The sequence below is a fragment of the Fontivita pretiosa genome (genome assembly GCF_050410795.1).
Classification (GTDB): domain Bacteria; phylum Planctomycetota; class Phycisphaerae; order Tepidisphaerales; family Tepidisphaeraceae; genus Fontivita; species Fontivita pretiosa.
The window spans coordinates 40,159-67,142 of the sequence record NZ_CP191258.1; the positions used below are offsets into that span (position 1 = coordinate 40,159).

Here is a 26,984-nt window from a genome sequence, read left to right on the forward strand (position 1 = left end):
CGATGCCAGAGACTCTTAGCCTCGCCGGGAGTTGATGGCCGACGAAGCCGTGCGCCGTTGCGCCTGCGCGCCGCCGCGCTGTTGCGCTGTCGCGCCGAAGTTCAGTTCCTTCCCTCTTATCGGGTTAGTTCGATACGAGGGGACACATCATCTTACCGCGGTTGCGCGTCAAGCGAAACCGGGCAAACGCTTTTTCCTGAGATGCAGGGTTGCCGGGCTACAGCAGTGAGAAGGGATACTCGCTCTCGCCGAGTTCGCCGACCTCGTTGCCGCCGCTGCTGGCGCGCGACACCATGCTCGGCTGCGGGATCGGGTGCTCGCTGATCGCCACGATCTTGTCCTGACGGGGCATCAGCTCATGCTTGACCAGCCAGGCGCGGATGACGCGGTCGATCTCATCGTCAAGCTCGGCGAGCTGATGTTCGTTGACACGCATGAGGAAATCGTCGGCGACGCCCACGTCTTCGCTGTTCTGCTCACGCACGCGGCGGCGCATCGCGGCCAGAATCATTTCCGCCAGCCCGCTGGAGCCGACGTCGATCGGGACTCGCTTGCCGACGTAGATCGCATCGGGCGTGGTCTCGATCTCGGACAGTTTCTCCAGCGCTTTTTTCAGCGCCTCCTGTCGCGTGGCGTAGGACCCGTGGAAAGTTTCGCGGTCAAACGAGTAGGCGAAAGTGCCGACCATAGGGTTTGTTTCCTCTGTGTGTATTCTATACCTGATTTCGGCAAAGTGGTTGCCGGCGCTTCGGAACCACCGCGGCCCCCGTCCGTATTGACTGAACCGGGGCAGCGCACACCCACCTGGGAAGATGGATAACCCGCGGGAGGTGGGTTGCCGATATTGTCGTTACGCAAGATTTCTGCTCTGGTTCCATCCGAGGCAGTTGTGCGGCCTGCGGGCCATCTTATACTGCTGCCTCCTGTCAGCACATACGGGCTTTGGATATGCAAACTGTTGTTCACGTTACACACGAGGCGATCCAGAAGATCGGCGGGATTGGCGCGGTCCTTCAGGGCCTGCTGACCAGCAAGGTCTACCTCACCAAGGCGCAACGCAACATCCTCATCGGCCCGCTTTGGCCAGGGGAAGACACAGGCGACCGGCGGCTCGGGCCCGGCGGGGAGGTCCTGTACTCCAGCTTCGACAACCTCTACCGTTCGCCTCTGGCCCAGCGCTTCCGCGAGATCGAGCAGACCTACGACGTCAACATCGTCTACGGACGACGCAAATTCACCGACCGTGAGACCGGCGTGACCAGCGTCCCGGAGGTCCTGCTCATCGACGTCAGCCGCTTCAACAAGGAACAGCTCGGCATCTTCAAGTTCGAGCTGTGGGAAAAGTTCGGCATCGAAAGCAGCCGCTACGAAGACATCTGGGACTACGAACAGTACGTGCGTCTGGCGCGCCCGGCCATCGCGGCGCTGCACGCGCTGGGCGCCGCCGGCAGCGTCGCCGAACCCTGCGTGATCCTCAGCCACGAATACATGGGCATGCCCACGGTGCTGGCGGCGGTGCTGGAGGGCGAACGCTCCAACTTCCGCACCATCTTCTATGCCCACGAAGTCGCCACCATGCGACGCATCGTCGAAAACCACCCCGGGCACGACACGATGTTCTACAACGTCCTGCGCGCCGCCATGGCCGCGGGGCACTTCGTCGAGGATGTCTTCGGTGACCAGAGCGATTTCTACAAGCATGCGCTGATCAAAGCCTCGCGGTTCTGCGACGGCATCCTGGCCGTCGGGGACTACACCCTCAAGGAAATCCGCTTCCTGGGGCCTGATTTTCTTACTGTTGACGCGCAGATCGCCTACAACGGCGTGCCCTGCTGGCGCATCGACGTGGCCGAGAAGATGCGCTCCCGCAACAAGCTCAAGCAGTACTGCAAGAACCTTCTGAAGTACGAACCGGACTACGTCTTCACGCACGTCACGCGGCTGGTGAAATCCAAGGGCCTGTGGCGGGATCTGCGCGTGCTGGAACATCTGGAGCCGTATCTGCGCGAGCGCAATGAGACGGCGGTCCTGTTCACCCTCAGCACCGAAGTACCCGCGCGAAAGCCCGAAGACATCCGCCGGATGGAGCAGCAGTACAAGTGGCCGGTCGTGCACCGCGAAGGGCTTCCGGACCTGTCCGGTGGCGAGGCGCTGTACTACCAGGGCGTTCAGGAATTCAACGCCTGCGCGCGGAACATCAAGGTTGTGTTCATCAATCAGTTCGGCTTCGACCAGCGCGTCTGCGGGATGCGAATGCCGGCCGACATGGAGTTCATGGACATCCGAAAAGGCTCGGATGTGGAGTTCGGGCAGAGCATCTATGAGCCGTTCGGGATCGCGCAGGTCGAGCCGATCAGCTTCGGGGGAATCTGCGTTTTCAGCGAGTGCTGCGGATGCGCGGGGTTCGTGAACAAGGCCGCGGGCGGCAAACCCGTGCCCAACGTGATCGTCGCCGACTACACCGATCTGCCCAACAAGGGGCTTCGTCCCGAGCAACTGCTGGCCATCGGACAGCCCCAGCGTGACGAGGTGGAGAACATCGTCGCCGAGCGTGTGGCACGCGAGTTGATTCAGCGGCTGCCCAAAACCCCAGCCGAGTTCGAGCAATACATCGAACGCGGCCACGCGCTGGCGGAGAAGATGAGCTGGGATGTGGTGGCCCGTGATTATGTGCTACCGGGCATCTTCCGCGCCGCTAGGGCGCAGCGACTCAAGCAGATTGCCTGAGCGCGGTCACTGACATCGCGCCTCAACCCACTCGCACAGGGTGTGAAACAGCACCTTGTGTCCTTCCTGAATCCGGTGCGGGAGATGGGCCGGGATGATCAGCTCCAGGTCGCACTGCCCGCGTGCCTGCCCGCCGTCGCGACCCAGAAACGCCGCCGTGAGCATCTGCTGTTTCCTGGCCTGCTCGATCGCCCGAAGGATGCTGGGACTGTTGCCGCTGGTGCTGAGCACGACCAGGATGTCCCCGGGGTTGCCCAGCGCTTCGACCTGGCGGGCAAAGACGGTCTCATAGCCGAAGTCGTTGGCGGCGCAGGTGATGGCGGTGGGATCGCACAGTGCGATGGCGGCAAGGGCACGGCGGTTACTCATGAACCGAACGCTGAACTCCTCGGCAAAATGCATCGCGTCGGCGGCGCTGCCGCCGTTGCCGCAGACCAGCACCTTGCCCCGGCGGCCCCAGCACTCCAGCATCGCCTGCCCAAGCTTCTCCAGCGTCGCCGCCATAGGGGCGAGCTTGGGCAGCAGCAGGCTCAATTCGTAGATCGCGTTATCCAGCAGGCTCCTCATGGCCGCGCATCATACGCCCGGCGGGCCGATCTTCCCAACATGCCGTTGCATGCAGCACAGACGCTGCGACGCAGGCAAAGCATCATCCGCCCAGGCTCATCGCGGCTCGGCGCTTGCGGCAGGCACCGTCAGCATCAATCTGTCGCCGGGTTGCTCGGCAGCGGTGCCGATCGGGATGTGGATCGGCTGGCAGGTGTCGATCCACTCGATGAGCGTGCCCGCCGCCGCGGTGGCGAGCAGCCTGCCGTTGATCAGCCGGCTGGTCTGGATCGGGCATTGCGGGCGAAGCAGCAGCCGGATCCGCCGCGCCTGCCCGTCGCTGCTGAGCGTCAGCCGCTGCTGATTTCGCCGGCAGCGGATCGTCGTGCGCCCCACCGCGTCGTCAGCCACCAGCCGCACCGACAGATCGGCGCCATCGGCGATGTGTACAAGCTGAAGCGTCAGTTCATCGGCCAGCGTCCATCGCGGCGCGTCCTCGTGATCGCACATCGCCAGGATCGAGTTCTCGCGCACGAACAGCGGGATGTGCATGAAGTCCACCTTCTCGCGGTACCATTTCCCGCCGGCCAGAACCTGATGGCCGGTCAGGCTCGTCCATCGCCCCGGTGGCAGGTAGTATTCGGCGATGTTGTCCTCGCGAAACACCGGCGCCACCAGCAGCGATGATCCGAGCATGTACTGTCGGTCCAGATACAGACAGGCCGGGTCATCGGGAAACTCCAGCACCATCGCCCGCATCACCGGCCAGCCGTGTTCGTGCGCGTCGCAGGCGGCGGCGAACAGATAGGGGAACAGCCGGTTCTTGAGCCTGACGAACTGGCGCATGACATCGACAGACTGCTCATCGAACAGCCAGGGCACGCGATAGCTGCTGGAGCCGTGCAGGCGGCTGTGGGTGGAGAGCAGCCCGAACGCGACCCAGCGTTTGTAGACCTCCGGGCGGGCCGTGCCGGTGAATCCGCCGATGTCGTGGCTCCAGAACGCCGCGCCCGACATGCAGAAGCTCAGCCCGCCGCGCAGATCCTCCGCCATCGATTCGAACGTCGCCTCGCAGTCCCCGCCCCAGTGCACTGGAAACTTCTGGCAGCCGGCCGTCGCCGATCGCGCGAACACGATCGCATGGTTCTTGCCATGAAAGTGTTCTAGCAGCTCGAAGACGGCCTTGTTGTACAGGTAGGCGTAATAGTTGTGCATCAGCTTCGGGTCCGAGCCATCGTGGTAAACCACGTCGTCGGGTATCCGTTCACCGAAGTCGGTCTTGAAGCTGTCCACCCCCATCTCCAGCAGCGCCCGGAGCCTGGACTGATACCACGTCACGGCATCGGGGTTGGTGAAATCGACGATCGCCATCCCCGGCTGCCATTGATCGATCTGGTACACGTCGCCATCGCGGGTCTTGAGGAAGTATCCCTTGCGGCGGCCCTCGTCAAAGAGCGACGAGAGGCTGGAGATGTAGGGATTGATCCACACGCACACGTGCAACCCGCGCGCCTTCAGTCGCCGGATCATTCCCTGCGGATCGGGAAACGCCTCGCGATCCCACAGAAAGTCGCACCAGTGACGCTGCTTCATCCAGAAGCAGTCGAAATGGAAAACGCTCAGCGGAATGCCGCGGTCGAACATCTGATCGACCATCGACATCACCGTCTGCTCGTCGTAACGGGTCGTGAACGACGTGCTCAGCCACAGCCCGAAGGACCACGCCGGCGGCAACGCGGGCCGGCCGGCCAGCGCGGTGTATTTGCCGAGCACGTCCTTCGGATCAGGCCCGTAAAACACGTAATAGTCCAGCGATTCTCCGGGCACGCTGAACTGCACGGCCATCACGCGCTCGGTGGCAACCTCGAATTCGACCCGCGCCGGGGTGTTGACCAGCAGTCCATACCCCCGGCTGGACAGATAGAACGGAACGTTCTTGTACGCCAGATCGCTGTTGGTTCCGCCGTCTTCCTGCCAGATGGCCACGGACTGCCCGTTGCGCACCAGCGGGCCAAACCGCTCGCCCATGCCATAGATGCATTCGCCCACCCCCAGCGACAGACGCTGCATGAGATAGCTGCCCCGACCGCTGACCTGCATATACCCCAGGCTGTCGTACCCGCCGGTGGTGATGCTTCGCCCGTGCTCGTCGATGAACCGCATCTGCCAGTTGGACTTGCGGATCTGAAGCGTGAGCCTGCCGCTGGTGAAACGCAGGTGATCCGCATCATCGACGATGGCGACGTTCGACGCCCGCAGTCCGTAGTTCAGATCAAAGCTCCTGATGCCGCGCTCGGCGGGATGAAAATGCCGAACCTGCACACGGATCACATCGGGCATCGGCGAGGACACCAGCACCTGGAGCACAAGCCCCTCGAAGCGATCGACGCCTTCATTGCCATAGCGATCCAGCGCGCAGATGAACAGCGTGTCGTTATCGATGCGGTACTCGCAGATGCGTCTGACGCACGTCGGGGTCACTCCCGCCGCCCACTGCCATGCTCCGTGACTGAACTTCATTCGTTGTCCACCGAGCGATAAGCCAGCGGCGCGCCGTTAGGCGCGCCGCCAGCGGAGGAGGTCTCAAACCGTCACGACATCGATCATTCGATCATGCGCCTCCGACCGTGCGGCGGCAGCGCTTCAATGACCACGCGCCCAACGCCAGGAGCGACAGCGACGCCGGCTCGGGAATCACGCCCGACTGAATCGCCCGCAACGCCGCCAGGTACTCGCCGCCAAACATTCGGGTGTGCTCGGCGATCAGAGCTTCCGCGAGCGGACCAGCCTGGTTGACGTACGCATTGTCGATCAGGGCATAGTCCGTCGCGTCGATCGTGCCGGAGTAGTCGAAGTCTCCATTGATCCAGCCGCTCAACGTGTTGACATACCCGTTGTCGATCAGGCTGTAGTCGGTGGCGTCGATGCTGCCGGAAAGATCCGCGTCACCAAAGTAGGTGAACTTCACCAGCACGTCATCTGAGGCGACGCTCTGGCCGTTGAAGGTCGTGTAGATCGGCCCGCTGCCGCCGACCTGGGCCAGGTCGTTCAGCACCACGCCCAGCCCGTACAGAAAGCTGCCGGCGGTCTGGTTCTGCTGGAAGGCGCGAGTCGAGCCGATGCCCGGCCCCTGCCAGTCGAAGTTCCCGCCGTTCTCCAGGGCGGTTTTGATCTGGGCGGTGACGGTGGCGAGGTTGCCTTCCAGGACATTCACGCCGCTGCCGGTGATGTTGACCTTGGCGCCGGTTCCGAGTGTCGGGGCCTTGTAAAGTGAGCTGACGCCGTTGCCCAGGTTCAGCACGCCGCCGGGTTCGATGGTCAGGGGGGCTTCGATCAGGACGGTGCCGCTTTTCGTGACGGTGGCGCCGGTCTTAACGACCATCGGATCTCCGATCGTCAGGGTCGAGCCGGTGGGAACGGTGATGTTCGTGCTGCTGTGGAAATTGATCGGCAGGTTGATCTTGTGGCTGCCCTGTAGGACTTCGATCAAACCGGTGCCGGAGGCGACCTGGACATTCAGCGTTCCGTTGCCGGCGATCTGGTAGGTGTTGGCGTTGTCAAAGCGCAGGGTTCCGATGGTGACGGCGGTTTCGGTCACGACGGTGGTTGGGGCTGTCGGTCGCGCGCCCAGGATCGCCACCGCGCCCGGAGAGTTGGGAATGAGACTGAACCGCCAGCTTCCGGCCGAGTTCCAGTCGCCGATGCCTGTACGGAAGTACAGGCTCGGGCTGTTGGCTGGCGGGCTGACGAACGTGAGGTTGTCCACGTAGAAGGTCTGCGGAGTCGCGGGCGTTCCCTCCGGTGGCTCGCCCGGCTGCCAGTGCATGAACGTTTGCCACCAGCCCGTGGTCGTCGCCACCGGTTGCAGTCGCTCCAGATCCAACTGCACGTGGAACTTGGTGTCCTTGGCGGGGATGTCGATGATGTATGCCGGCGGCTGGGTCCAGCCCTGACCGTCGCCCTGCACGACATACACCAGCCCCAGGGTGTTGTTCACGTAGCTGGAGGGAACGATCAGGTCGAACGCGATGTACTGGTGTGTGTTGTAGTTCTCCTGGCTGAGCGCGGGGTTGCGCGCTTTTTCGTTGAATGTCTGGTACCAGGTCAGCGCATTGGTGGGAACCGTGATCTGCATCCACCAGTTGGCGGGGTTGGGATCGCCGGTGACGTTGTTGACGCTGGTCAGCACGCCGCCTGGGGTGTTGGCGGTGAAGCCATCCTCGTTGTTGTAGATAGGCGGGTCGGCCTCGAAATCGGCGATGACGACATCCGCCGCCGCATGCCCGCCCGCCAGCGCGCCCAGGGCCGCCAGTGCCGCCGCACGCAGCTTCCACGGTCCGGACCCAACACGAGATGAGCTGCTCATCGGATTCCTCCTGCAAATGTGTTCAGGGGTAGAGGTGGTTGAAAGGACTCCCGTTTGAATGCCCACGACTCCGGGACGGATCCTCAGCTCGGAAACCGCTTGCTGATTTTCAGCAAGCGTTTTCTGAAACGCAAGTATAACCAACCCCCCGCCGGCGTGTCAAAGAAATTCCGCCAGACCGCTCAGACATCCGCTGCCGTCCCGGCGCGCAGGAATGGCCAGCCGTCGCACATCCAGGAACGCGTCGGGGAGCTTGCGCTCAGAACCCGCCGGCGCACATCTGTTTGAAGCTCTCGGGGAAGGGATAGCGCGGAAAGACTGCCGTCTGCGAGGATTCCCACATCCACGGAGACGGGTACACATCGCCGCGGAAACCGGCATCATACATCACCCGCAGCACGGTCTCGAGGCTCGGCTCGCGCCCGTGAGGATCGACCAGCTTGTTGGCGCGAGCCCCCAGGAAGCAGACCGACGCCACTGGCATGCGGTCCGGCCGGTCGCGAAGCATCGCCGTGACCATCCGGAACCCCGCCGCCAGGTCGTTCAGCGTCAGATGCTCGCGCTGTTTGGGCCGCAGCAGCGCAAGCACCTTGACCCGATCCATGTCGTACTTCACGACCGTCGTGGTATGCGGCTGAACAAAGTGTCGGGCGAATTCGGTGATCATCGGCTCGCGCCACTGGCTGGTGGGCAGTCGCTCGGCCACTTGAGCGATGATCCCGTGGCTGTTGTCGGTGGCGTTGACCGCGCACACCAGCGCGCGGTAGCGCCCGGCGAGCAAGTCGTCGATCAGCCGCTGGCCCCACATGATGCGGATGTGCTCGACGGTATCCGGCTCTCGCTGCACCGGCGGCGCATCCGGCAGCAGGATGATGCGCGCCCCACCGCCGTCGAGCTGCCCGGCCAGATCATCGCCACTGCCTTCGTAGATGTGAGCTTCGGAAAGCTGGGTGCTCATGTCTGGGTCCTCGCTGGTTGACACATGACCGTGTTCCGAAATGACCGATGATCCAATGTCAATGACCGCTGGCCCGGTGACGGCTCTGGCCACAGTGCCAGGAGCCTGGTCATTGCGACTTGTTCGCCTGAGCAGTCGCTGCGGCCTGCGGCGTCTCCGGCTCGATTCCCGCCATCTCCTGGAGCATGCGCCAGTTCCTGCGGCGGTCTTCGTTGGCCAGCAACAGCGCCGCTGAGGGGTTGCCCTGGCGATCAAAATGCTTCTCGAATCTTCCCTCGCCGCGAGCGAAGGTGATGAAATCCACCGGCTGGCCGGTCTTGGGATCGGTATACCAGTCCTTGTCCATTGCCGGATTGCCCTTCAGACTCAGCCGATCGCGGATGCGTTCTCCGGCCTCCGGATCGTAGATGATCAGGGGGAAGGTTCGCGAATCGACCGCCAGTCGCGCCCGCTCGCCGGCCAGGTGGTCTCCCACGCCGTGCTCGGGCTGGCAGGTGGTGTAGGTGATGATCACCGCCGGGCCCTTGTATTCGTTGGCTCGAAGGATCGCCTTGTAAAAGTGATTCACGTGGGCCGCGGTGGTCTGGGCAACGAACACGTCCGGATGGGCCATGACGATCTGCGCCAGCTCCTTGCGGCGCTCGGTCTTGCCGGCGATCTCCTTGCCGTGCACGCTCATCTTCGTGTTCTGCCCCATGAAGGTGCTGGTCGAAGCCTGCCCGCCGGTGTTGGAATAGACCTGCGTGTCCAGCACGATGACCTTGATGTCCATGCCGCTCATGAGCATGCGCGACAGCGCCTGGAAGCCGATGTCCATCATCGCCCCGTCGCCGCCGATCACCCACAGCCGCTTGTTCTCCCAGCCCTGCTGGTTCCACTTGGCGCGCACGCCCATCGCGAACGTCGGGGCGTTCTCGAACAGCGAGTTGCTCCACGGCAAGCGGTACGGATTGTACGGATACGTCGAAGTGTAGACGGTGTTGCACCCGGTGGCGGCGATCAGACCGACGTTCTCGGGACCATACTTGAAGCACGTGGCGGCGATGAACATCCGCAGCACCGTCGCCTCGCCGCATCCCGCGCACGACCCGGCCCCGCCGACGTACTGAAGCGCGGTGTCCTTCAGCATCATGTCCGCCAGCACCTTGTCGTTGATGTACTGCTCCAGCGTCGGCCCCATCGCACGGAAGTGATCGAACTTTTCGCGGATGACCGGCATGTTCGTGTCGGTCTTCTTGATCATCTTCAGGGCGTGGTCGTCGCAGACCTGTACGCACTCGGCGCAGCCCTTGCACTTGGTCGGATCGATGAAGATGCCGAAGTACCCGGGCTCCTTGCCCTGTTTCTCGTAGGTCTGCCAGTACTTGCGGGTTTTGGCCCAGTCGTTTTCGACGCGGGCGCGCTGCTGGGGCGACATCTTCGCCAGCGCCGCTTCGAGCTGTGACCTGGGGATCACCTTCCCAAGGATCGCAGTGTCCGGGCATTCAGTCACGCAGTCCATGCATCCGACGCAGTTGGAGCTGATGAATTCGGGGATCTCCGGCGCGATGAACGAAAAGTCTCGCGGCGCGCCCGTGCCGGCGGGAATGGCGCTGCGCGCCGAATCCAGATCCGCTTCAAGCTCGATGTCCCCGACGCCACGCTCGTACAGCGGGATCACCCGCTCGAAGAAGTTGCGTGCGTCAACGACCTGCTCGACAGACCGCGGTAATACTGCTGGTGTGATGGGCATGATAACGCCTTCCGCTGAGTGTCATTCGTGCTACAATGCTTTGATGCTCGCCAAACACTCCGTGCTCGAGCGAATCCTTCGGCCAACGGAGGGCGATCTGCCCACCGAATTTGCCCGCAAGTTGTTGAGCCTCGACTTTTCCGACGAAGAGCAGGCGCGCTATCGCGAGCTATCCGAAAAAGCGCAACTTGGTCAACTCACTGAGCAGGAGCGAGTTGAGCTCGACGACCTGCTGACGGCCAACGACATCCTGGCCATCCTTCACGCCAAGGCCCGCAAGTCCCTGAACCGGGCACCGACTGCGGCCTGAACACTCATGCCAGAAACGGCTGAGCAAACCATCCGACGACTCGCTGCCGGTCGCTGCGAGTATTGCCGTATGCCCGAATCGGGTTCGCGACTTCGGCACGTGCTGGACCACATCATCGCTCGGCAGCATGGCGGCAAGACCGAGGTCTCAAACCTTGCCTTGTGCTGCGGCCGATGCAACCAGTTCAAAGGACCGAATCTGGCGGGTATCGATCCGGAGACTGGCCAGATCAGCCGACTGTTTCACCCCAGAACCGACTCATGGGATGAGCATTTCCGCTATGAGGGCGCGGCTCTCGTCGGACTTACTCCGATCGGTCGCGCCACGGTCGCCGTATCAACCTTCCCATCCGCATCCTCGTCCGGGAATCGCTGATTGAAACGGGTGCCTTTTGATTCTCCCCTCGTCATGAAACCACCGGCAGCGCCGTCGCGGGCGTCGGCTCGTCAAGCGACGCGTCAAATATCACCTCGCGAGGCACCTCGAATACCTCCTGATATCCGCGGCGGATGCACGTGAGATTGTCCTGCACCACCTGCTCGCCACGCTTGCCCCAGTAGCTGCGCACGGCCTTCTCCACTCCCTGCATGATCTGCTCAAAGCCCATGCCAAGGCGCGCCGCAAAAGGCGTGGCCTTGAGGAACACGCCCAGCAGCACGATCCCCATCATGCGGATGCGCAATTCGGGGTTGGTGGCGACCTCGTCGGCGATCTTGAACGTGTCCAGCGCCAGCACGTGGGCGTGCTTCTCGCGGATGCGCCGCCGCGCCCAGACCGGAACACCCTGCCACACCTCCAGCGGCGTGGTCTTGGAGCTGTTCAGGAAGATCGTGCCCCCATCCGCCAGCCCGCGCAACGTGTCGCCCAGGTTCAGGGCGTTGACGTCGTTGAGCGGAATGAACTCCACATGCTCCAGCTCGCAGTGCGTGAGGATCTTCGACGGCGCGACGGTCAGGTAATACGTCGTCGGCAGGCCTTTCTTCGACGAGCCATACTTGGGATACGCCTGCACGTGCAGCCCGAACAGGTCGCCCATCAAACTGGCGATGACCTTGTTGGTGGTGACCGACCCATAACCGCCAACCGAATGCCCTCGCATCGAATACGCGCCCTCCGGGCGAACATCCGGGTCGATCGGCGGATCGATCGCCGTCTCGTGCTTGATCCCGACCGTGCAATACTCCTTGTGTGCCTTTGCCTCGACGGCGTGCCGCATGTTCTGCACCAGGCCGATGAAGTGCCCCGGCCGAATGTCGCGCGAGCCCAGCCCGGCCGAACACTGGAGCATCAGCGGGAACTGATCGACCGTCACGGCGGCCTCGCGGAACTGCTCAAGCTGGAGCCGGGCATCCAGAAACGAGGTCTTGATGTCTCGCATGAGCGGGTTGGCCGGTGCGATCGGATCGTCCATCCGCTCGATCACCGTGAACGCCTTGACGTTCCGCAACACCCGCACGATCTCCACCCCCGGCCAGGGGCGATAGCTGCACACGTTCACCGCCCCGACACGCAGATTCAGCTCGCTGCGCATGTAGTCGATGGTCGGCTTGGCCGTCTCCATCATGCAGCCCATGCCCACCAGGGCGTAGTCGGCATCTTCCATGCGATACGACTCGATCAGGTCGTATGGCCGGCCCGTGGCGTCGCTGAACAATCGCATCGCCTCCAGCAGTGCCGGTTTCATGTGCGCGTAGTAGTGCCGTTGGGCGATCTTGCCCTTCATGTAGGAGTCCTGATCCTGCACCACCCCCGTCATCAGCGGGTGGTTGACGTCGAAGAGGTTGAGGATGTGATCCTGCGGCCGACCGACGAATTCGGCCATGAACTCCTTTTCGGGCAACAGCACATTCTCGATCGTGTGGGTGATCAGAAAGCCGTCCTGGACGTTCATGAAGGGGGACTGGCAGGCCTCGGCGGCGCGACGGGCGATCAGCGCCAGGTCCGCCGCCTCCTGTGGATTGCGCCCGAACAGGATCCCCCAGCCGGTGTCGGCGCAGCTCATCACGTCGTCGTGCCCGGCATGGACGTTGAGGCTGTGGCTGGTCAGGGCGCGGGCGCCGATGTGGAATACAACCGGCAGTCGCTTGCCGCTGATCGTGTACAGCACCTCCTTCATCAGCACCAGCCCCTGCCCGCTGGTGAAATTCGTCACTCGCCCCCCCGCCAGGGCAAAGCCTTCGCACGTCGAGGCCGACGAGTGCTCGCTCTCCGGCTCGATGAAAATCAGCTTCTCGCCCCACAGGTTCCGCTGGCCGTTGGACACCGCCGCGGAATACCCGCCGCCCATGGTTGTCGAGCTGGTGATTGGATAGGCGCAGGCGGCCTGGGTGATGTTGATTTCCACCCACACGACGGCGCCGGCGCCGTCGGTAATGGTCGGTATGCCGGGATATCGCACCGAATCGCGACGGGACTGAGCAACATGCTGGCCGTTGCCGTTGGATCGGCCATTGCCGTCCTCGGGTGCCGAAGAACCTGAACCGCTCATGCACGACTCCTGCAGACAAAGGGACAAAGGAGCCAATGACGACGCGGCCCGTTCCTGGTTGTGTTCGAAGGTGGGTCGGCTCGGACGGTGATCTTCAGCGCACGCAACTCGGCGGCTGAGGCGACGCAACGTCCGGGTCGTCACTCATCCCACCTGCCCGCAGAGATGCGGCAACCTGAACGGGCAGTGAGCAAGGCGACGAACTCCTATGCTGAGGGAGTATACGTCTGGAGGTCGGATGCAACAATAGCAAAGCTGCAAGACGACCGGGTGTTGCGAGGTTGGCGTTAACGCGGCCGCAAAAACGGCCGGGCTTACCCGCTTCGTTCGGCGCCCCACGCCCAGGTGCGGCTCAGATCATACGTTCGTGGTGTCGGCTCGTCCGCCGGCAGCTTCGACAGCTCCTGCGGGTTGAATGCCGCGCCGAGATTCTCCAGCAGCTCCAGCAGCACCGGGTCGCCGTATCCCAGGCCCTGAATCACGAACTCGTCCTTGTTGATGTCGATGATGATGGTTCGTCCACTCTCCACGCGGACGCGATTGGCAATGTTGAAGCCGCGTCGCTGTGCGCGAAGGATCCTGCGAACCACATCCGGCTCCGATGGATCGTATCGCCAGACCCGAACCGCATCCGCCGGCGCCTGCTGGGCGTTGGCCGGCTGATCGTCCGGCTTGATGCCCCAGCCGCTGTCGGCGATCTTGCGGTCGCGGTCGTGGTCTGGCCGGTTGGTGTGCACGGACTGACAGTATATCGACCTGCCCGCCCCGCTGACGAGCAGCAGCACAGAATCCCCCGCCACGCCCGCAATCGGCAAGCCTGCGACTGTTCCCTTGCCGCAACCTGCCTGGCCAATACAATCACCGCTCATGCGATTTTGCCGCTGCCTGCCAGGGATGGCTGTATTCTTCGGGCTGCTGGCTGCGCCGGCGATCCTCTGGGCGCAGACTTCTCGAACGTCCGAGCTGCGTGGCGGGCGATGGGTCGAGATCGAACTACCTGCCACCCGCCCCGCGGTTGATCCGGCGCTGCTGCGCATCGAACAACTCATCCAGGATCGCAAGTATTCTGCCGCGATGAAAAGCGCCGTCGCCTGGCTCAAGCGCAACCCGGACTCACCCCTGCGCGATCGCGCCCTGTTTCTCATGGCCGAGGCGCTGTACCACTACGGCAATCGGATCAAGGCGTTTTATTACCTGGACGAATTGCTGGACACCTACCCGGAAAGCCCCCTGTATCACCAGGCGCTGGAACGGCAATACCAGATCGCCGATGCGTTTCTCAACGGCTACAAGCGCCGCTTTCTCAAGATCCCGATGTTCGGCGCCGAGGATGAGGCGATCGAGATGCTGTACCGCATTCAGCAGCGTGCGCCCGGCTCGCCGCTGGCGGAAAAGGCGCTGCTGCGCACGGCGGACTACTACTATGCCGACGCGCAGTACGACCTTGCCGAGGACGCCTACGCCGCCTACGCCAAGAGCTATCCCCGCAGTCCGGTGCTGCCCAGGGTTCGCCTGCGACAGGCGTATTCCAACCTGGCGCAGTTCCGCGGGCTGAAGTTCGACGCCACGCCGGTCATCGACGCCAAGGCCCAGCTTCAGGACATCGTCCGCGACTACCCGGATCTGGCGGCACAGGAGAATATCCCGGCGGTGCTGGAACGCATCGACAACACCTTTGCCAGGAAGCTCGCGGTGACGGCGGAGTTTTACCGGCGTACGCGGCAGCCGCAGGCGGCGGCGTATACGTACAGCCTGCTGCTGAAGAATTACCCCGACAGCACGGAAGCTCCCAGGGCGCAGCAGATCCTGATACAGTTGGGCGAAGCTTCTCCAGCCACCACACAACCGGGCACGCAACCATGAAACGACGCTGGGTGGACATCGTCTGGCTTTCGATGACGCTGCTGAGCGGTTGCGGCTACACACGCAGCGGAGATGAACCCTCCGGCGACTACCAGTGGCGATCACTGTACCGCGAGGACGTCAAAACCGTTGCAGTCCCTATATTCACCAACAAGGACTTCACCCGCGGCATCGAATTCGCGCTGACGCAGGCCGTCATCAAGCAACTTGAGGCACACTCTCCTTACAAGGTCGCCCCGCCGCAGCGCGCCGACACGATCCTGGAAGGCCAGATCACCTCCGTGCGCCGCGACACGATCAACCGCGATCGCATCACCGGGGTGCCGGAGGAGCAGCTTTACATCGTCACGCTCGACCTGATCTGGAAGGACCTGCGGACCGGGCAGATCCTGCTGGAGAGGCGGAACTTCGAGCAGACCACGCCGTATTATCCGACACTCGGCGAAGGTCAGTTCCATGCCAGCCAGCAGTCGGTCGAACGCCTGGCGCTGGCGATCGTGCAGGAGCTGCAGGCGGATTGGTGAGAACTTCGGCGGCGAATTGGCGTGGAAATCCGTCCCTTCGCAACCTTATGATTGGCCGGGACGTACCACCCCGGGACGTACCACCAAGGAAAAAGCTTTATGTCGGCTGAGCAACGCCCCGAAAAACCTGCAAGAAAAAACGGCCGGGGCCCCGGCGCCAACGGCGGGCTGCGCTTCGGACGCGGCGTGTTCGGATGGATTCTGTTCATCGGGCTTGCGGTCATGCTCTTCATGCTCTTCAGCAAGCAGTCCCGCGCCTATCACTCGATCGATTACAGCCAGTTCTGGACCGAGCTGGACAATGGAAAGATCAAGGAACTGACCATCGAGAATGACGAGATCCACGGGCAGTTCAACACCGAAGTCGCCCTGCCCAGCGGGCAGAAAATCGAGCTGTTCCGAACCACGCTGCCCACCGGGCTTTCCATGGACTATCAGTTCCTCAAGGATCTGGTCGAACGCGGACGAAAATCCAACTCCAACCCGGCCATCAAAGTCGAGAACAGTCAGAACTTCCTGCTTCAGTTCATCCTCCCGCTGATCCCCTGGCTGCTGATCTTCGGGTTCATCTGGTTCTTCGTGTTCCGCCAGCTCCGAAACAGCGCCGGCGCCGGCGGGATGCTGGGCAACTTCGGCCGCAGCCGACACAAAATCACCTCCAAGGAGCACACCAACGTCACGTTTGACGACGTCGCGGGCATCGAGGAGGCCAAGGAAGAGGTCATCGAGATCGTCGAGTTCCTCAAGAACCCCAAAAAATTCCAGCGTCTGGGCGGGCGGATTCCCCGCGGCGTGCTGCTGGTCGGCGAGCCGGGGACAGGCAAGACCCTGCTGGCCAAAGCCATCGCCGGCGAAGCCGACGTGCCGTTCTTCTCCATCAGCGGCTCGGACTTCGTCGAGATGTTCGTGGGCGTGGGCGCCAGCCGCGTGCGGGACCTGTTCAAGCAGGCCAAGGACAACAGCCCCTGCATCATCTTCCTGGACGAAATCGACGCTGTGGGCCGGCGACGCGGATCCGGATTCTCATCCGGCGGGCACGACGAGCGCGAGCAAACCCTCAACGCCATCCTGGTCGAAATGGACGGCTTCGACACCAACGACCAGGTCATCGTCATCGCCGCCACCAACCGCGTGGATGTGCTGGACCCGGCCCTGACACGCCCTGGACGCTTCGACCGGCAAATCTACGTGCCGCTGCCCGACGTCAAGGGACGCCTGGAGATTCTCAAGGTCCACAGCCGAAAGGTGAAGCTCGGACCCAATGTCGATCTGCTTCGGCTGGCGCGGGCGACGCCCGGATTCAGCGGCGCCGACCTGGCGGCGATCATCAACGAGGCGGCACTGGCGGCGACGCTGGCGGGCAAGGAGTTCATCGAGCAGGACGACCTGGAAGAAGCCCGTGACAAGGTCCGCTGGGGACGCGCTCGTAAAAGCCGCGTCATCGACGAAAAGGAGAAGATCGCCACCGCCTATCACGAGGCCGGGCACGCCGTCGTGCAGTACCTGGAGAAGGACGCCGATCCGATCCACAAGGTCACCATCATCCCTCGCGGGCAGATGGGCGGCGCCACCTTCGCCCTGCCGGAGAAGGACCGCACCAACTACTCTCGCCGCTGGTGCCTGGCGACCATGAAGACGCTGTTCGGCGGGCGAATCGCCGAGCAGATGTTCTGCGGCGACATCAACACCGGCGCGCTGGGCGACATCCGCCAGGCCACCAGCATCGCCCGAAAGATGGTCCGCGACTGGGGCATGAACGAGCGGCTGGGGTTCGTCTACTACGGCGAGGACGACACGCGGCCCAACTACTTCGACATCGGCGGTCGCGAGTACTCCGAAGAGACCGCGCGCATCATCGACGAAGAGGTCAAGAAGCTGATCGACCGGCTGTACGAAGAGACCCGGCAGCTTCTGGAGGCCAACCGCGACCGCGTCGAGGCCGTCGCCAAGGCGCTGATGCGATACGAAACGCTCGACGCCAGCGACATCGACCGGATCATGCGTGGGGACAACCTCAGCAAGCCGACGGTCAGCGATCTGCTGGCCAAGGAGCAGTCCCGCCGGGCCACCACCATTCAACCCGCCACCAACCCGGCCGAGCCGGACGTGCAACCCGGCCTCGGCGGCGGCGCATTGCCGGCACCGGGATGAACCGGAGCCTTGCGGCTTTGGCCGCCCGGGCCGATGATGCGCAGATGCCTCCATCGATCGAGCTGTTGTTGCGGGCGGCAGGGGCGAGCCTGCTGGGCACCGCCGTGCTGAGTGCGATCCTGACGGCCACGCCACGGCTGGGTACGGCCGGGCGCGAGATTTCCGACCGGTTCGCCCGGGCGCCGCTTCTGGATCTGTGGGTTGCTCTGCTCACCTGGATTCCGTGGGTCATCGCCGCCATCGGGGCAGGATGGCTCGGCTTGGCCGGATCCCTGCTCGGGCAGATCCTGGCCCTGGGCGGATGGTGCGTCATCCACGAACTTATCTACCGCGACGCCGCGCGCGGACCACGCATCGTCAAGTTCATCAACCGCACTGTCGGGCGCTGGCCGAATCATCTGGCCCTGTGGCTCACCCTCATCGCCCTGCCGGGGTTCTGGTTCATCCGTATCCTCCAGATCACCGCGTACTGGCCGCTGGTCGTGCTGCTGGGTTTTCCCAGATACAAACAGGCGGAGTGGATCAACGTCAGCCGGCACAAGTTCCAGGGTTTGGTCGGTCACGACCTGATCTGGTGCCTGTATTGCGACTGGATGACCGGCGTGTACGCGCTGGGAGCGGAGATGCTGCGAAACGTCGAGTCCTTCTGGTGTCCCATCCGATACTACGACGGCAAGAAGTGCCAGAACTGCCGGATCGATTTTCCCGATATCGACGGCGGCTGGGTCCCGGCCGACGGCAATATGCACGACGTGGAGCGGGTGATGATCGCCCATTACGCTTCCGGCCGTCGCGAGTGGTTTGGACATCCGGCAAGATTGACGGTGAAGGGAGAACCCGTTGCAACGGGAATGAATCTCGAAGACACCGGGGCACGAAGCGGTTGTTGAAGTTCAGCGGCCGCTTCGTTTCGCTCCGGCTTCATGGTTCATCTTGCTTCTGTTTTGAATGACGGTTTGCAGCAACACAACCACGAACAGCGGCACGCGGCCGGCGTGGGATTTGCGCTGGCTGACGCCGCTGCGGTGCAGGATCATTCTCGTCGTGGTGCTGGCGGCGGGGTTTTTCTCGCATCTGCGGTATCTGCACCATGATTGCCCGATCGATCTTTCGGGAGACGAAGCCCAGTACTGGGACTGGTCGCGACAGCTCGATCTCAGCTACTACAGCAAGGGGCCGCTGGTCGCCTGTATCATCCGCGCAAGCTGCGCCCTCTTCGGCGAAACGATGCCGGCGGTGCGGTATCCGGCCCTGCTGCTGGGCGTGCTGACGTCGATCGTCACGTATTTGCTCACTCGCCGGCTGTTTGGATCCGAGCGGCTGGCGCTGGGCGCGGTGCTGCTGTTGCACATCGTCCCGATGTTCATCGCCGGAAGCGTGCTGATGACCATCGATCCGCCGATGGTCTTCTGCTGGGCGCTGGCGACGTATTTCGCGGCGATCGCGATCTTCGACCACAAGCCCTGGGCCTGGTGGCTCGTCGGCGTCGCGATCGGCACGGGTTTCCTCGCAAAGTACGCTGCGTTTCTCTGGTTTGTCGGGGTCTTCGGCTTTCTGGCACTGCACGGCCCCAGGCGAAAGCTCGGTGCTGCGCTGCTGGCCCTGCTGGTCGCATCGCTGTTTACGATCCCGGTGCTGGTCTGGAACATGCAGCACGACTGGGTATCGCTTCGACACGTCGCAACCCAGACCGGCGCGACCCGTGGCACGTTCTCGCTGATCCGGCCGCTGGAAATGCTCACCGGACAGCTCGCCGCGCTTGGCCCGACACTGGCGGTGCTCGTCATCGCAGCCATCGTACATTCCATTCGCAGCAGAAACGATGACCACAACGGCGCCACCCGCGCAAGACTCCTGCTGCTTTCCTGGATCGGGCTGACATTTTTTGCGCTTAACTTTCTGGCCAGCTTCCGCACGAAGGTCCAGGTCAACTGGCCGGCGCCGGCGTACTTCACGCTCCTGATTCTCACCGCCTACTTCATCGCAACGCGACTGCGCAGCATCAGTACGTGGAAGCCGTGGCGCGGCTGGCTCTACGCTTCGACTCTCATCGGGCTGATCTTCATCCCCGTCGCGCACGACACGTCGGTCATCTATCCGCTGCTTCGACCGATGGCGAGGCTGACCAACCGCGACATCGGCAGCCTCGATCCCCTGGCACGCCTGCGCGGCTGGGAGGAGCTGGGACAACATGTGTCGGAGCAGCTCGCCGCGCTCGGCCCCGGCGCGTTCGTCCTCTGTGACGATTACCAGCAGACCGCCGAAATGGCGTTCTACGTCCGCGGCCAGCCCAGAACCTATTGCGCCGGATCGTATTTCGGCAAGCGCATGTCACAGTACGACGTCTGGCCGGACCGTCGCCTGGACAAGGCTTCCCCACTGATCGGTCGCAACGCCGTCTACGTGGGCAAGGGCGGACAGCTTCCCGCCGAGGTGCTGGTCGCCTTCAGCTCGGTCCAAAAGCTGCCTGAGCTGCCGATCATGGTAGACGGAGTGCGGCTCAAGACATATAAGACTTGGAGGTGTTACGGATTCCGCGGCTTTGGGCGCCCGGGTGGGCACAGCAGCTTCTGATCGACATGCACCTGCCTGAGAACAGTCGCCGGCGCGTTGTGCGCATCGTGCTGCTCTGGAGCACCGCCATCGCCGTGGCGGCGGCGCTGGATCGGATCGTCGCCGACGCCATGCGGCAATCCGGCGCCGAGGCATGGCTTCATCATCATCCATGGCTGGAACACGTGCTCAAATCCCCCGGCGAGGCATGGTTCACGCTGCTCATCGCCGCCGCCGTTTGCCTGGCGCACCGCCTGCGCTGGCGCGGCGGAGCGCTGCTTCTGCTGGCGGCAACGATCAGCGGGGTCAATGGCATCTCCAAATGGATCGTCGGACGCACGCGGCCATTCAAATTGTTCGATCCTGAAGGCCATGCCTATCTGGCGCCGTTCGAGCTGCATCCGTTTCGCGGCGGAATCCCCGGCATTGTCCATCAGACCAACCTGTGCTTTCCATCCGGGCATGTGGCCTGGGCGTTTGCGACCGCCGCCACGATGAGTATCCTGTTGCCGCGTTGGCGCGGCGGGTTCTATGCGGTGGCGGTGCTCGTCGCCGCCGAGCGCGTCGCGGAAAACGCCCACTGGCTCAGCGACGTCGTCGTCGCCGCCGCACTGGGCGTGGCCAGCGTCTGGCTCGTGCGAAGAGTCTGGTGGGACAGGTGGTGCTCCGCACAGGCATCAGCATCACACGCAACCCCGGATGAATCCGGGCTCATCGCCGCGGCCCGCGCGCCCAACATCGACATTGGTCTGCATCATCATGGATCAAACGCCACAGGCCAACGCACCTTACCTGTCGCTGGTGATTCCTGCTTACAATGAGCAGGAAAACATCCCGACGCTGCTCCAGCGGGTCGCCAACGCCCTGGCCACACTCAACAAGCCATTTGAAGTGATCATTATCGACGACGGCAGCACCGACGACACGCCGAAACTGCTTCGCCAGGCGATGCGACAGTACCCCTGGCTGCGTGTGCTGCGGATGCAGGAAAACGCCGGGCAAAGCGCCGCGTTCGAGGCCGGCTTTCAGGCCGCTCGCGGGCAGATCATCGCCACCATCGACGCCGACCTGCAAAACGATCCGGAGGAAATCCCCCGCCTGATCCCCATGCTCGATGAGCATAACGTCGATATGATCACCGGCTGGCGAAAGCAGCGCCAGGACAGCCCCTTTCGCCGCTGGCAGAGCCGCCAGGCCAACCGCATCCGCAACTGGATCACCGGAGAGACGGTGCACGACTCGGCCAGCAGCCTTAAGGTTTACCGCGCGCATGCCATCAAGGGATTGAAGCTGTTTCGCGGCGCGCATCGCTATTTTCCCACGCTGGTGAAGATGCGCGGCTACAAGGTCTACGAAACGCCCGTCAAGCATTCACAACGCTTCGCGGGAACCGCAAAATACGGCTTTGGCAATCGCGCTTTCGTCGGAATCTATGACTTGTTTGGTGTACGCTGGCTCAAGAAACGCTGGCTGCGCTATCAGGCTACGGAGGTAACGCCCGATCGCGACTACCCCGGGCAACAGCAGCCGGCCACCGAGAGTCATCAACTGCCAAACGAGCACTGACCGCATTCGACTGGAAGGACATCATGCAGGTTCGAGGACACGACATCGCCGTCTGTAGCTGGTCGCTTCGCCCCGCGGGCATGGCCGAGATGATTGATGCTGTCAGGCAGCTCGGGCTCGAGCACGTGCAGCTTGGCCTGCGACCGCTGCTGGAAATGGACCAGCCCGCGCGGCAGGCTCAAATCCAGCAGCTTCGCGAATCCGGACTGAAACTCACCGCCACCATGATCAGCTTCCCCGGCGAGGATTACACCACCATCGCCACAATCCGGCAGACCGGCGGGCTCGTGCCCGAGGATCGCTGGCCCGAACGGCGCGATCTCACCCTCCGCGCCGCGCAGCTCTCGGCGGAACTGGGCGCCTCGCTGCTTACGTTCCACATGGGGTTCATCCCGGCCTCCAACGACCCGCTCTACCGCGTCATGGTCCAGCGCGCACGCGAGCTGGCCACCGAAGTCGCCGCCATCAACGTCTGCCTGCTCATGGAAACCGGCCAGGAGTCCGCTTCTGAACTGCTCCAGTTCCTCAATGACCTCAACTGCCGCAACGTCGCCGTCAACTTCGATCCGGCCAACATGATCCTCTACGGCGCCGGAGATCCCATCGAGGCGATCGGAATCCTCAATCGCCACATCCGACATGTTCACGTCAAGGACGCGATCGCCTCCAGCCAGCCCCGCATGGTCTGGGGCACCGAAGTCCCCTTCGGGACCGGGCAGGTCGGGCCCGCCCGCTTCCTGGACGCGCTTGACAAAATCGGCTACCGCGGCCCGCTGGCCATCGAGCGCGAGGCGGGCGAGAATCGACTGGCCGACATCCGCGCCGCCATCCGCGCCCTGCGCGAGGCACAATAGCCGATACTGCTGACGACCCCTGCTCCTGAAGGTATCCCACGAAGACACAAACGGGGCTGAACCTGGCGGCCGGCAAACCCGCAGCACGATGGCTTGTACTTGCAGCGGTGAGCAGACAGGCGCGCTGATTCACTTGCATCCGGGAATTGTCCGATATCAAATCTGAGCAGGAAGTACGGCCTTGCAACCGCCAGCAGTGACATGTCCGCGCGAGTGCCTTGCCGCACCGTACCGGTGGGTGTGGTCGGCGATTCCCCGGCCCGTCGGATACACATCACGGGGTCCAGTGGGACAACGACGCGGGACGATCTGTCCGCGGCGGATCTCCCCGCCATGAGCAGATTCGCACACCGACGGACGCAGTTGCGCGCCCGAACGACCGGCTGAATGACCTGCCGCGTCGTGGGCGGCGAGTCGTGCCGCTGCATGGCGGCCGGCACAGCACGCTGCTATCGGGCAAGCCATCGGCGGCGGGTGCCGGTGGATACGGATGTTGGCCCTGCTCCTGTTGCCATGATCTTCACGACGCTCAGCTTCATCGTCTTTCTGCTGGCGGTGTTCGCGGGGTACTGGACGCTGCGCGGGCGCACGGCGCAGAACCTTTTGATCCTGCTGTCCAGCTACTTTTTCTACGGGTGGTGGGACTGGCGATTCTGCTTTCTGATCCTGGCCAACAGCCTGTTTGATTATTTCGCCGGGCTGGGGCTGATGCGCGCGACACGTCCGGCAGCTCGGCGGGGAATCCTGCTGGCGAGCCTGGCGGCCAACCTCGGCATGCTCGGCTTCTTCAAGTACTCCAACTTCTTCATCGAGAATCTTCAGTTGGCGATGGAGTCGATCGGCTGGCGGATGGACCGCTTCACGCTTCAGGTCGTTCTTCCCGTGGGAATCAGCTTCTATACGTTTCAGACCATGAGCTACACCATCGACATCTTCCGCGGGAAGATGCAGGCCACACGCAACATCATCGACTACCTGGCCTACGTGTCGTTTTTCCCGCAGCTCGTGGCCGGGCCGATCGAGCGGGCCGTCGATCTGCTGCCGCAGTTCCAGTCGCCCCGGCGGTTCAACTACGCGCAGGCGGTCGACGGCTGCCGGCAGATGCTGCTGGGCTTCTTCAAGAAAATGGTGCTGGCGGACAACCTTGGAGTGGTGGTGGACCACTTCTACGGCAACCTGCAGGCCAATGGCGTGGCGCTGGCGCTGGCGACGGTCTGCTTCGCGTTTCAGATTTACTGCGATTTTTCCGGGTACACCGATATCGCCATCGGCTGCGCCCGCTGGTTTGGGTTCAATCTGACCCGTAACTTCGCATTTCCGTACTTTTCGCAGGATCTGGCGGAGTTCTGGCGGCGGTGGCACATCACGCTCTCGAGCTGGTTCAGGGACTACGTTTACATTCCGCTGGGCGGCAGCCGCGTGGCGCGGGCCAGGCAGGCGTGGAACGTGATGGTGACATTCATCGTCAGCGGACTGTGGCACGGCGCGTCATGGAATTTCGTGATCTGGGGCGCGATCAACGGCCTGGGGGTAATGCCGTCGGTGATGCGACCCCGGGCCGGGGCGCTGCGTGCCGCCGACGCGCCCGGCGGCACGGGACTGATCCCCCGCCCGGCGGTTCTGGCCCGCATCGCCGGCACGTTCCTGCTCGTGTGCATCGGCTGGGTCTTCTTCCGCGCCGCCACGTTGTCGGATGCGCTGAACGTGCTTGGCCGGATCTGCACCGACCTGTGGAGCCCCCGGCACTATGCGGCCTTGAGGGAACTGGCGACGCTGGGTGTGACGGTGAAGCTGGCGCTGCTGATCCTGCCGGGGTTCGTGGTGCTGGAGTGGGTGCAGCGCGCCGAGCGGCACGCTCTGGCGCGCGTGCCCGGGCCGCAGCCGCTCCGCTGGTCGCTTTACACGCTGCTGGTATGGACATGCGTTTTCCAGGAGGCGTCCGGTGCTAATGCCTTCATCTACTTCCAGTTCTGAGGCGACAGGACTGCGACGCTTCGCGTGGCGGGTGGGACTGTTCCTGCTGATCCAGTGCGCGATCGCGGTGGCGGTGCTGGCGCCGTTTGCGCGGCAGGCGCCCGATACCTACATCGCCGCGCTTCAGACCAAGTACGATCGCCTGATCAGCGCGCCCTCGCCGCGGCTGCTGCTGGTGGGCAGCTCGAACCTGGCCTTTTCCTTCGACTCGACGCGGATCCGTTCCGAGCTGCGCCTGGAGCCGGTGAACATGGGGCTTCACCAGGGGCTGGGGTTGCCCCTGCTGCTGAACCAGACGCTGCGAAATGTTCGGCAAGGCGACGTGGTGGTGCTGGCGGTGGAGTACCTGCACTTCGCCTACGACTCGACAAGCGACACGATCGCCGAGGCGATGATGACCTCGCCGCGGGCTACCCTGGACGGGATGGATTGGGAGGTCTTCAAGAAAGTCTGCGACCAGGGGCTGGCACTGCTCGGGCGGCGCGTTCGCACGCTGGCGTTGTCGGCGGTGGGACGGATGCCCTTCCGCCCGGAGCAGCCCTATCGCCACGACTCGTTCAACGAGCTGGGCGACGTGGTGGCGCATCTGAAGCTGCCGCCGCAACAGTTGCCCCAGCGAAGGATCGGCAAGGCGCTGCGATTCGACCCGATGCGCGTGGGACAGGTGATCGAGCGGTTGAACGCCTTTGCCGACGGGTGCCGCGCCCGCGGCGCGACGGTGTTCTTCACCTATGCGCCCTATCCGCAGACGGAGTTTGAGCGCGACACACAGGCGATTCAAACGCTGCACGAACGCCTGGTCAAGCAACTGCACGCAGAGCTGATCTCCTTGCCGCAGGAAACCGTCTACGCCGACAAGTGGTTTTATGACATGGAATACCACACGCTGGCCGAGGGCACGGCCAGGCGGACCCAACTGGTGATCGACCGGCTGCACGAGCGGCTGCGCGGGATCAACTGGTCACGTGACCGGGCCGTCACGTCGAGTATCAGGCAAAAGCGATCGTGAGGATGTCCTGTTCGATCGTCGCAATGCTTGTGAGGGTCAATTCACGAATCGGGCGGGCGGGCGTGGCATTCAGAAGCGCCGTGACGCCCTGCGCATGGCCGGTGATGATGTCCGCGCGTCCATCGAGGTTGGCATCGATGGTGAGCTGCACCTGCGGCACGTAGATGGTGCGGAACAGGATCGGCGGATGCAGTTGCCCGGCACGGGCACCGCGGAGGATTGAGACCGCGCCCGGCGGCAGCGGATCCATCGTCGGCAGCACATGGTCGCCCCCCACAGCCAGATCAAGCCGACCATCCCGATCAAAGTCGGCCAGCGACGCGCCGGCGGGATTGCCGATCAGCGTGGGCACGTTGGCGCTGGCGACGTACGAGCCGTCGCCATTACTGAGCAGCACCCACGCTCCGGATTCGCCGGGCCAGGTCCCGCTCGAGCTCAAACCCGACAGCGGCGTCTCGATGGCCGCCACGTCGGCCCGGCCATCGCGATTCATATCGCCCAACGCCAGGCCGGTCATCTCGCCATAGAACAGGCGGCTGGTCGTCACGCGATAGACGTCGTCCTTGCTGCCCATCACCGTAAACAGGAACCGCTGATCGGGGATATCCAGGTAATCGGGTGGCGAGCCGCCGAAGACGGCATCGACCAGCCCATCACCAGTGACATCCGCGACGGCGACGTGCGTCTGCGGGCCGAACGTCGGGACGAGCTGTTCAGGGCGGAACGTGCCGTCGCCATTGCCCAGCAGCAGCCCGGCGCCGTAGCGTGGCGGGGCCAGCGAGAACTGTGGCGTCCAGGGCGCGGCATGCGCGATCAGCAAATCGAGGTTTGCGTCGTGGTTGAAATCCGCCACCGCCAGGCTCGTCGGCGCAGCCCCAACCCAGAACGAGCGGGCGCCGGCAAACAGGTTACGCCCATTGAGCAGGGTCACGGTACTGTTTCGGTTGGCCGGGTTGTTGGCGAAAACGGCGTCGGGGATGCCGTCGCTGGTGAAATCGCCGGTGGCGACCGCGGTCACCGCCGGTCCGGTCGGCAGCACCACCGCGATCATGGGAGGATTGAAACGCCCGTCGCCCGTGCCGTACAACACCTGGCCATAGTCCTGCCCGCGCGCGGCGCTGACCAGATCGGGGATGTGATCGCGATTGAAATCCGCCGACCCCAACACGCTCGATGTTCCCACCAGACTGTGAATCGGCGGCCTGAACGAAAGCACGGTGGCGGTGCCTGCGGCATCAAGGAACACCCGCCGCTCAAGCAGTTCCAAACGTACCGTCGCCGCGCGGGATAGAGGCGATCGAGTCATGACGTGCCTCCGTTGAAGTGCCACTCGGTTTGGCTGCGATTATACCTCGACCAGATT

At 63.5% G+C, this 26,984-nt stretch carries 22 protein-coding genes; 13 read left to right on the top strand and 9 right to left on the bottom strand.

Features of this window, described 5'->3' with window-relative positions:
* Positions 1-217: 217 nt before the first annotated feature.
* Positions 218-688, bottom strand: a complete 471-nt coding sequence (locus ACQS5P_RS00185) for a hypothetical protein (RefSeq protein WP_428938885.1) — start codon at positions 686-688, stop codon at positions 218-220.
* 260 nt (positions 689-948) lie between these two features.
* Between ACQS5P_RS00185 and ACQS5P_RS00190 the strand changes: the two genes are divergently transcribed.
* Complete coding sequence (locus tag ACQS5P_RS00190) at positions 949-2,727, top strand: hypothetical protein (protein WP_428938886.1); 1,779 nt, start codon at positions 949-951, stop codon at positions 2,725-2,727.
* 6 nt (positions 2,728-2,733) lie between these two features.
* On the opposite strand, the gene ACQS5P_RS00195 is transcribed toward ACQS5P_RS00190, so the two are convergent.
* The 5 genes from ACQS5P_RS00195 to ACQS5P_RS00215 all read right to left on the bottom strand — a co-directional run bounded on the left by ACQS5P_RS00195 (position 2,734) and on the right by ACQS5P_RS00215 (position 10,329).
* Complete coding sequence (locus ACQS5P_RS00195) at positions 2,734-3,294, bottom strand: D-sedoheptulose-7-phosphate isomerase (protein WP_428938887.1); 561 nt, start codon at positions 3,292-3,294, stop codon at positions 2,734-2,736.
* A 96-nt stretch (positions 3,295-3,390) separates the two neighbouring features.
* Positions 3,391-5,793 carry an alpha-xylosidase gene (gene yicI, locus ACQS5P_RS00200; protein ID WP_428938888.1) on the bottom strand — a complete coding sequence of 801 codons (2,403 nt, stop codon included), beginning with the start codon at positions 5,791-5,793 and terminating at the stop codon, positions 3,391-3,393.
* 91 nt (positions 5,794-5,884) lie between these two features.
* A complete protein-coding gene (locus ACQS5P_RS00205; RefSeq protein ID WP_428938889.1) occupies positions 5,885-7,639 on the bottom strand; it encodes a dockerin type I repeat-containing protein in 1,755 nt (584 codons plus the stop codon).
* A 259-nt stretch (positions 7,640-7,898) separates the two neighbouring features.
* Positions 7,899-8,597, bottom strand: a complete 699-nt coding sequence (locus ACQS5P_RS00210; RefSeq protein WP_428938890.1) for a hypothetical protein — start codon at positions 8,595-8,597, stop codon at positions 7,899-7,901.
* Positions 8,598-8,706: 109 nt separating this feature from the next.
* Entirely contained in the window at positions 8,707-10,329 is a 1,623-nt protein-coding gene (locus tag ACQS5P_RS00215) for a thiamine pyrophosphate-dependent enzyme (protein ID WP_428938891.1), read from the bottom strand.
* Positions 10,330-10,372: 43 nt separating this feature from the next.
* Here ACQS5P_RS00215 and ACQS5P_RS00220 point away from each other — a divergent pair, with 43 nt between their 5' ends.
* Complete coding sequence (locus ACQS5P_RS00220) at positions 10,373-10,639, top strand: hypothetical protein (RefSeq protein WP_428938892.1); 267 nt, start codon at positions 10,373-10,375, stop codon at positions 10,637-10,639.
* Positions 10,640-10,645: 6 nt separating this feature from the next.
* Positions 10,646-11,014: an HNH endonuclease gene (locus ACQS5P_RS00225; RefSeq protein WP_428938893.1), complete on the top strand. Its 369-nt coding sequence runs from the start codon at positions 10,646-10,648 to the stop codon at positions 11,012-11,014.
* A 31-nt stretch (positions 11,015-11,045) separates the two neighbouring features.
* Here ACQS5P_RS00225 and ACQS5P_RS00230 read toward each other — a convergent pair whose 3' ends face one another.
* Both ACQS5P_RS00230 and ACQS5P_RS00235 read right to left on the bottom strand, forming a co-directional pair.
* Positions 11,046-13,127 (bottom strand): 2-oxoacid:acceptor oxidoreductase family protein, encoded by a 2,082-nt coding sequence (locus ACQS5P_RS00230; protein ID WP_428938894.1) that lies wholly within the window; start codon positions 13,125-13,127, stop codon positions 11,046-11,048.
* A gap of 314 nt (positions 13,128-13,441) precedes the next feature.
* On the bottom strand, positions 13,442-13,864 hold the full coding sequence (locus ACQS5P_RS00235) for a hypothetical protein (RefSeq protein ID WP_428938895.1): 423 nt from the start codon (positions 13,862-13,864) through the stop codon (positions 13,442-13,444).
* A 157-nt stretch (positions 13,865-14,021) separates the two neighbouring features.
* Between ACQS5P_RS00235 and bamD the strand changes: the two genes are divergently transcribed.
* From bamD to ACQS5P_RS00285, 10 genes are all read left to right on the top strand, one after another.
* A complete protein-coding gene (gene bamD, locus ACQS5P_RS00240) occupies positions 14,022-14,990 on the top strand; it encodes an outer membrane protein assembly factor BamD (protein ID WP_428938896.1) in 969 nt (322 codons plus the stop codon).
* Positions 14,987-15,514, top strand: coding sequence for an LPS assembly lipoprotein LptE (gene lptE, locus ACQS5P_RS00245; RefSeq protein ID WP_428938897.1), 528 nt, complete (start codon positions 14,987-14,989; stop codon positions 15,512-15,514). Before bamD ends, lptE begins: the two co-directional genes overlap by 4 nt.
* Before the next feature lie 99 nt (positions 15,515-15,613).
* Entirely contained in the window at positions 15,614-17,665 is a 2,052-nt protein-coding gene (gene ftsH, locus ACQS5P_RS00250) for an ATP-dependent zinc metalloprotease FtsH (RefSeq protein WP_428938898.1), read from the top strand.
* Between the two features lie 44 nt (positions 17,666-17,709).
* On the top strand, positions 17,710-18,555 hold the full coding sequence (locus tag ACQS5P_RS00255; protein ID WP_428938899.1) for a hypothetical protein: 846 nt from the start codon (positions 17,710-17,712) through the stop codon (positions 18,553-18,555).
* A 58-nt stretch (positions 18,556-18,613) separates the two neighbouring features.
* On the top strand, positions 18,614-20,239 hold the full coding sequence (locus ACQS5P_RS00260) for an ArnT family glycosyltransferase (protein ID WP_428938900.1): 1,626 nt from the start codon (positions 18,614-18,616) through the stop codon (positions 20,237-20,239).
* Between the two features lie 5 nt (positions 20,240-20,244).
* Positions 20,245-21,039, top strand: a complete 795-nt coding sequence (locus ACQS5P_RS00265) for a phosphatase PAP2 family protein (protein ID WP_428938901.1) — start codon at positions 20,245-20,247, stop codon at positions 21,037-21,039.
* Entirely contained in the window at positions 20,978-21,784 is an 807-nt protein-coding gene (locus ACQS5P_RS00270; protein WP_428938902.1) for a glycosyltransferase family 2 protein, read from the top strand. The genes ACQS5P_RS00265 and ACQS5P_RS00270 overlap by 62 nt, the downstream gene beginning before the upstream one ends.
* A gap of 23 nt (positions 21,785-21,807) precedes the next feature.
* Positions 21,808-22,638: a sugar phosphate isomerase/epimerase family protein gene (locus ACQS5P_RS00275; protein WP_428938903.1), complete on the top strand. Its 831-nt coding sequence runs from the start codon at positions 21,808-21,810 to the stop codon at positions 22,636-22,638.
* 513 nt (positions 22,639-23,151) lie between these two features.
* On the top strand, positions 23,152-24,612 hold the full coding sequence (locus ACQS5P_RS00280) for an MBOAT family O-acyltransferase (RefSeq protein WP_428938904.1): 1,461 nt from the start codon (positions 23,152-23,154) through the stop codon (positions 24,610-24,612).
* Positions 24,587-25,621 carry a hypothetical protein gene (locus tag ACQS5P_RS00285; protein ID WP_428938905.1) on the top strand — a complete coding sequence of 345 codons (1,035 nt, stop codon included), beginning with the start codon at positions 24,587-24,589 and terminating at the stop codon, positions 25,619-25,621. The genes ACQS5P_RS00280 and ACQS5P_RS00285 overlap by 26 nt, the downstream gene beginning before the upstream one ends.
* On the opposite strand, the gene ACQS5P_RS00290 is transcribed toward ACQS5P_RS00285, so the two are convergent.
* Positions 25,602-26,927 carry an FG-GAP repeat domain-containing protein gene (locus tag ACQS5P_RS00290; protein ID WP_428938906.1) on the bottom strand — a complete coding sequence of 442 codons (1,326 nt, stop codon included), beginning with the start codon at positions 26,925-26,927 and terminating at the stop codon, positions 25,602-25,604. The two genes, ACQS5P_RS00285 and ACQS5P_RS00290, sit on opposite strands and share 20 nt — an antisense overlap.
* Between the last annotated feature and the right edge of the window lie 57 nt (positions 26,928-26,984).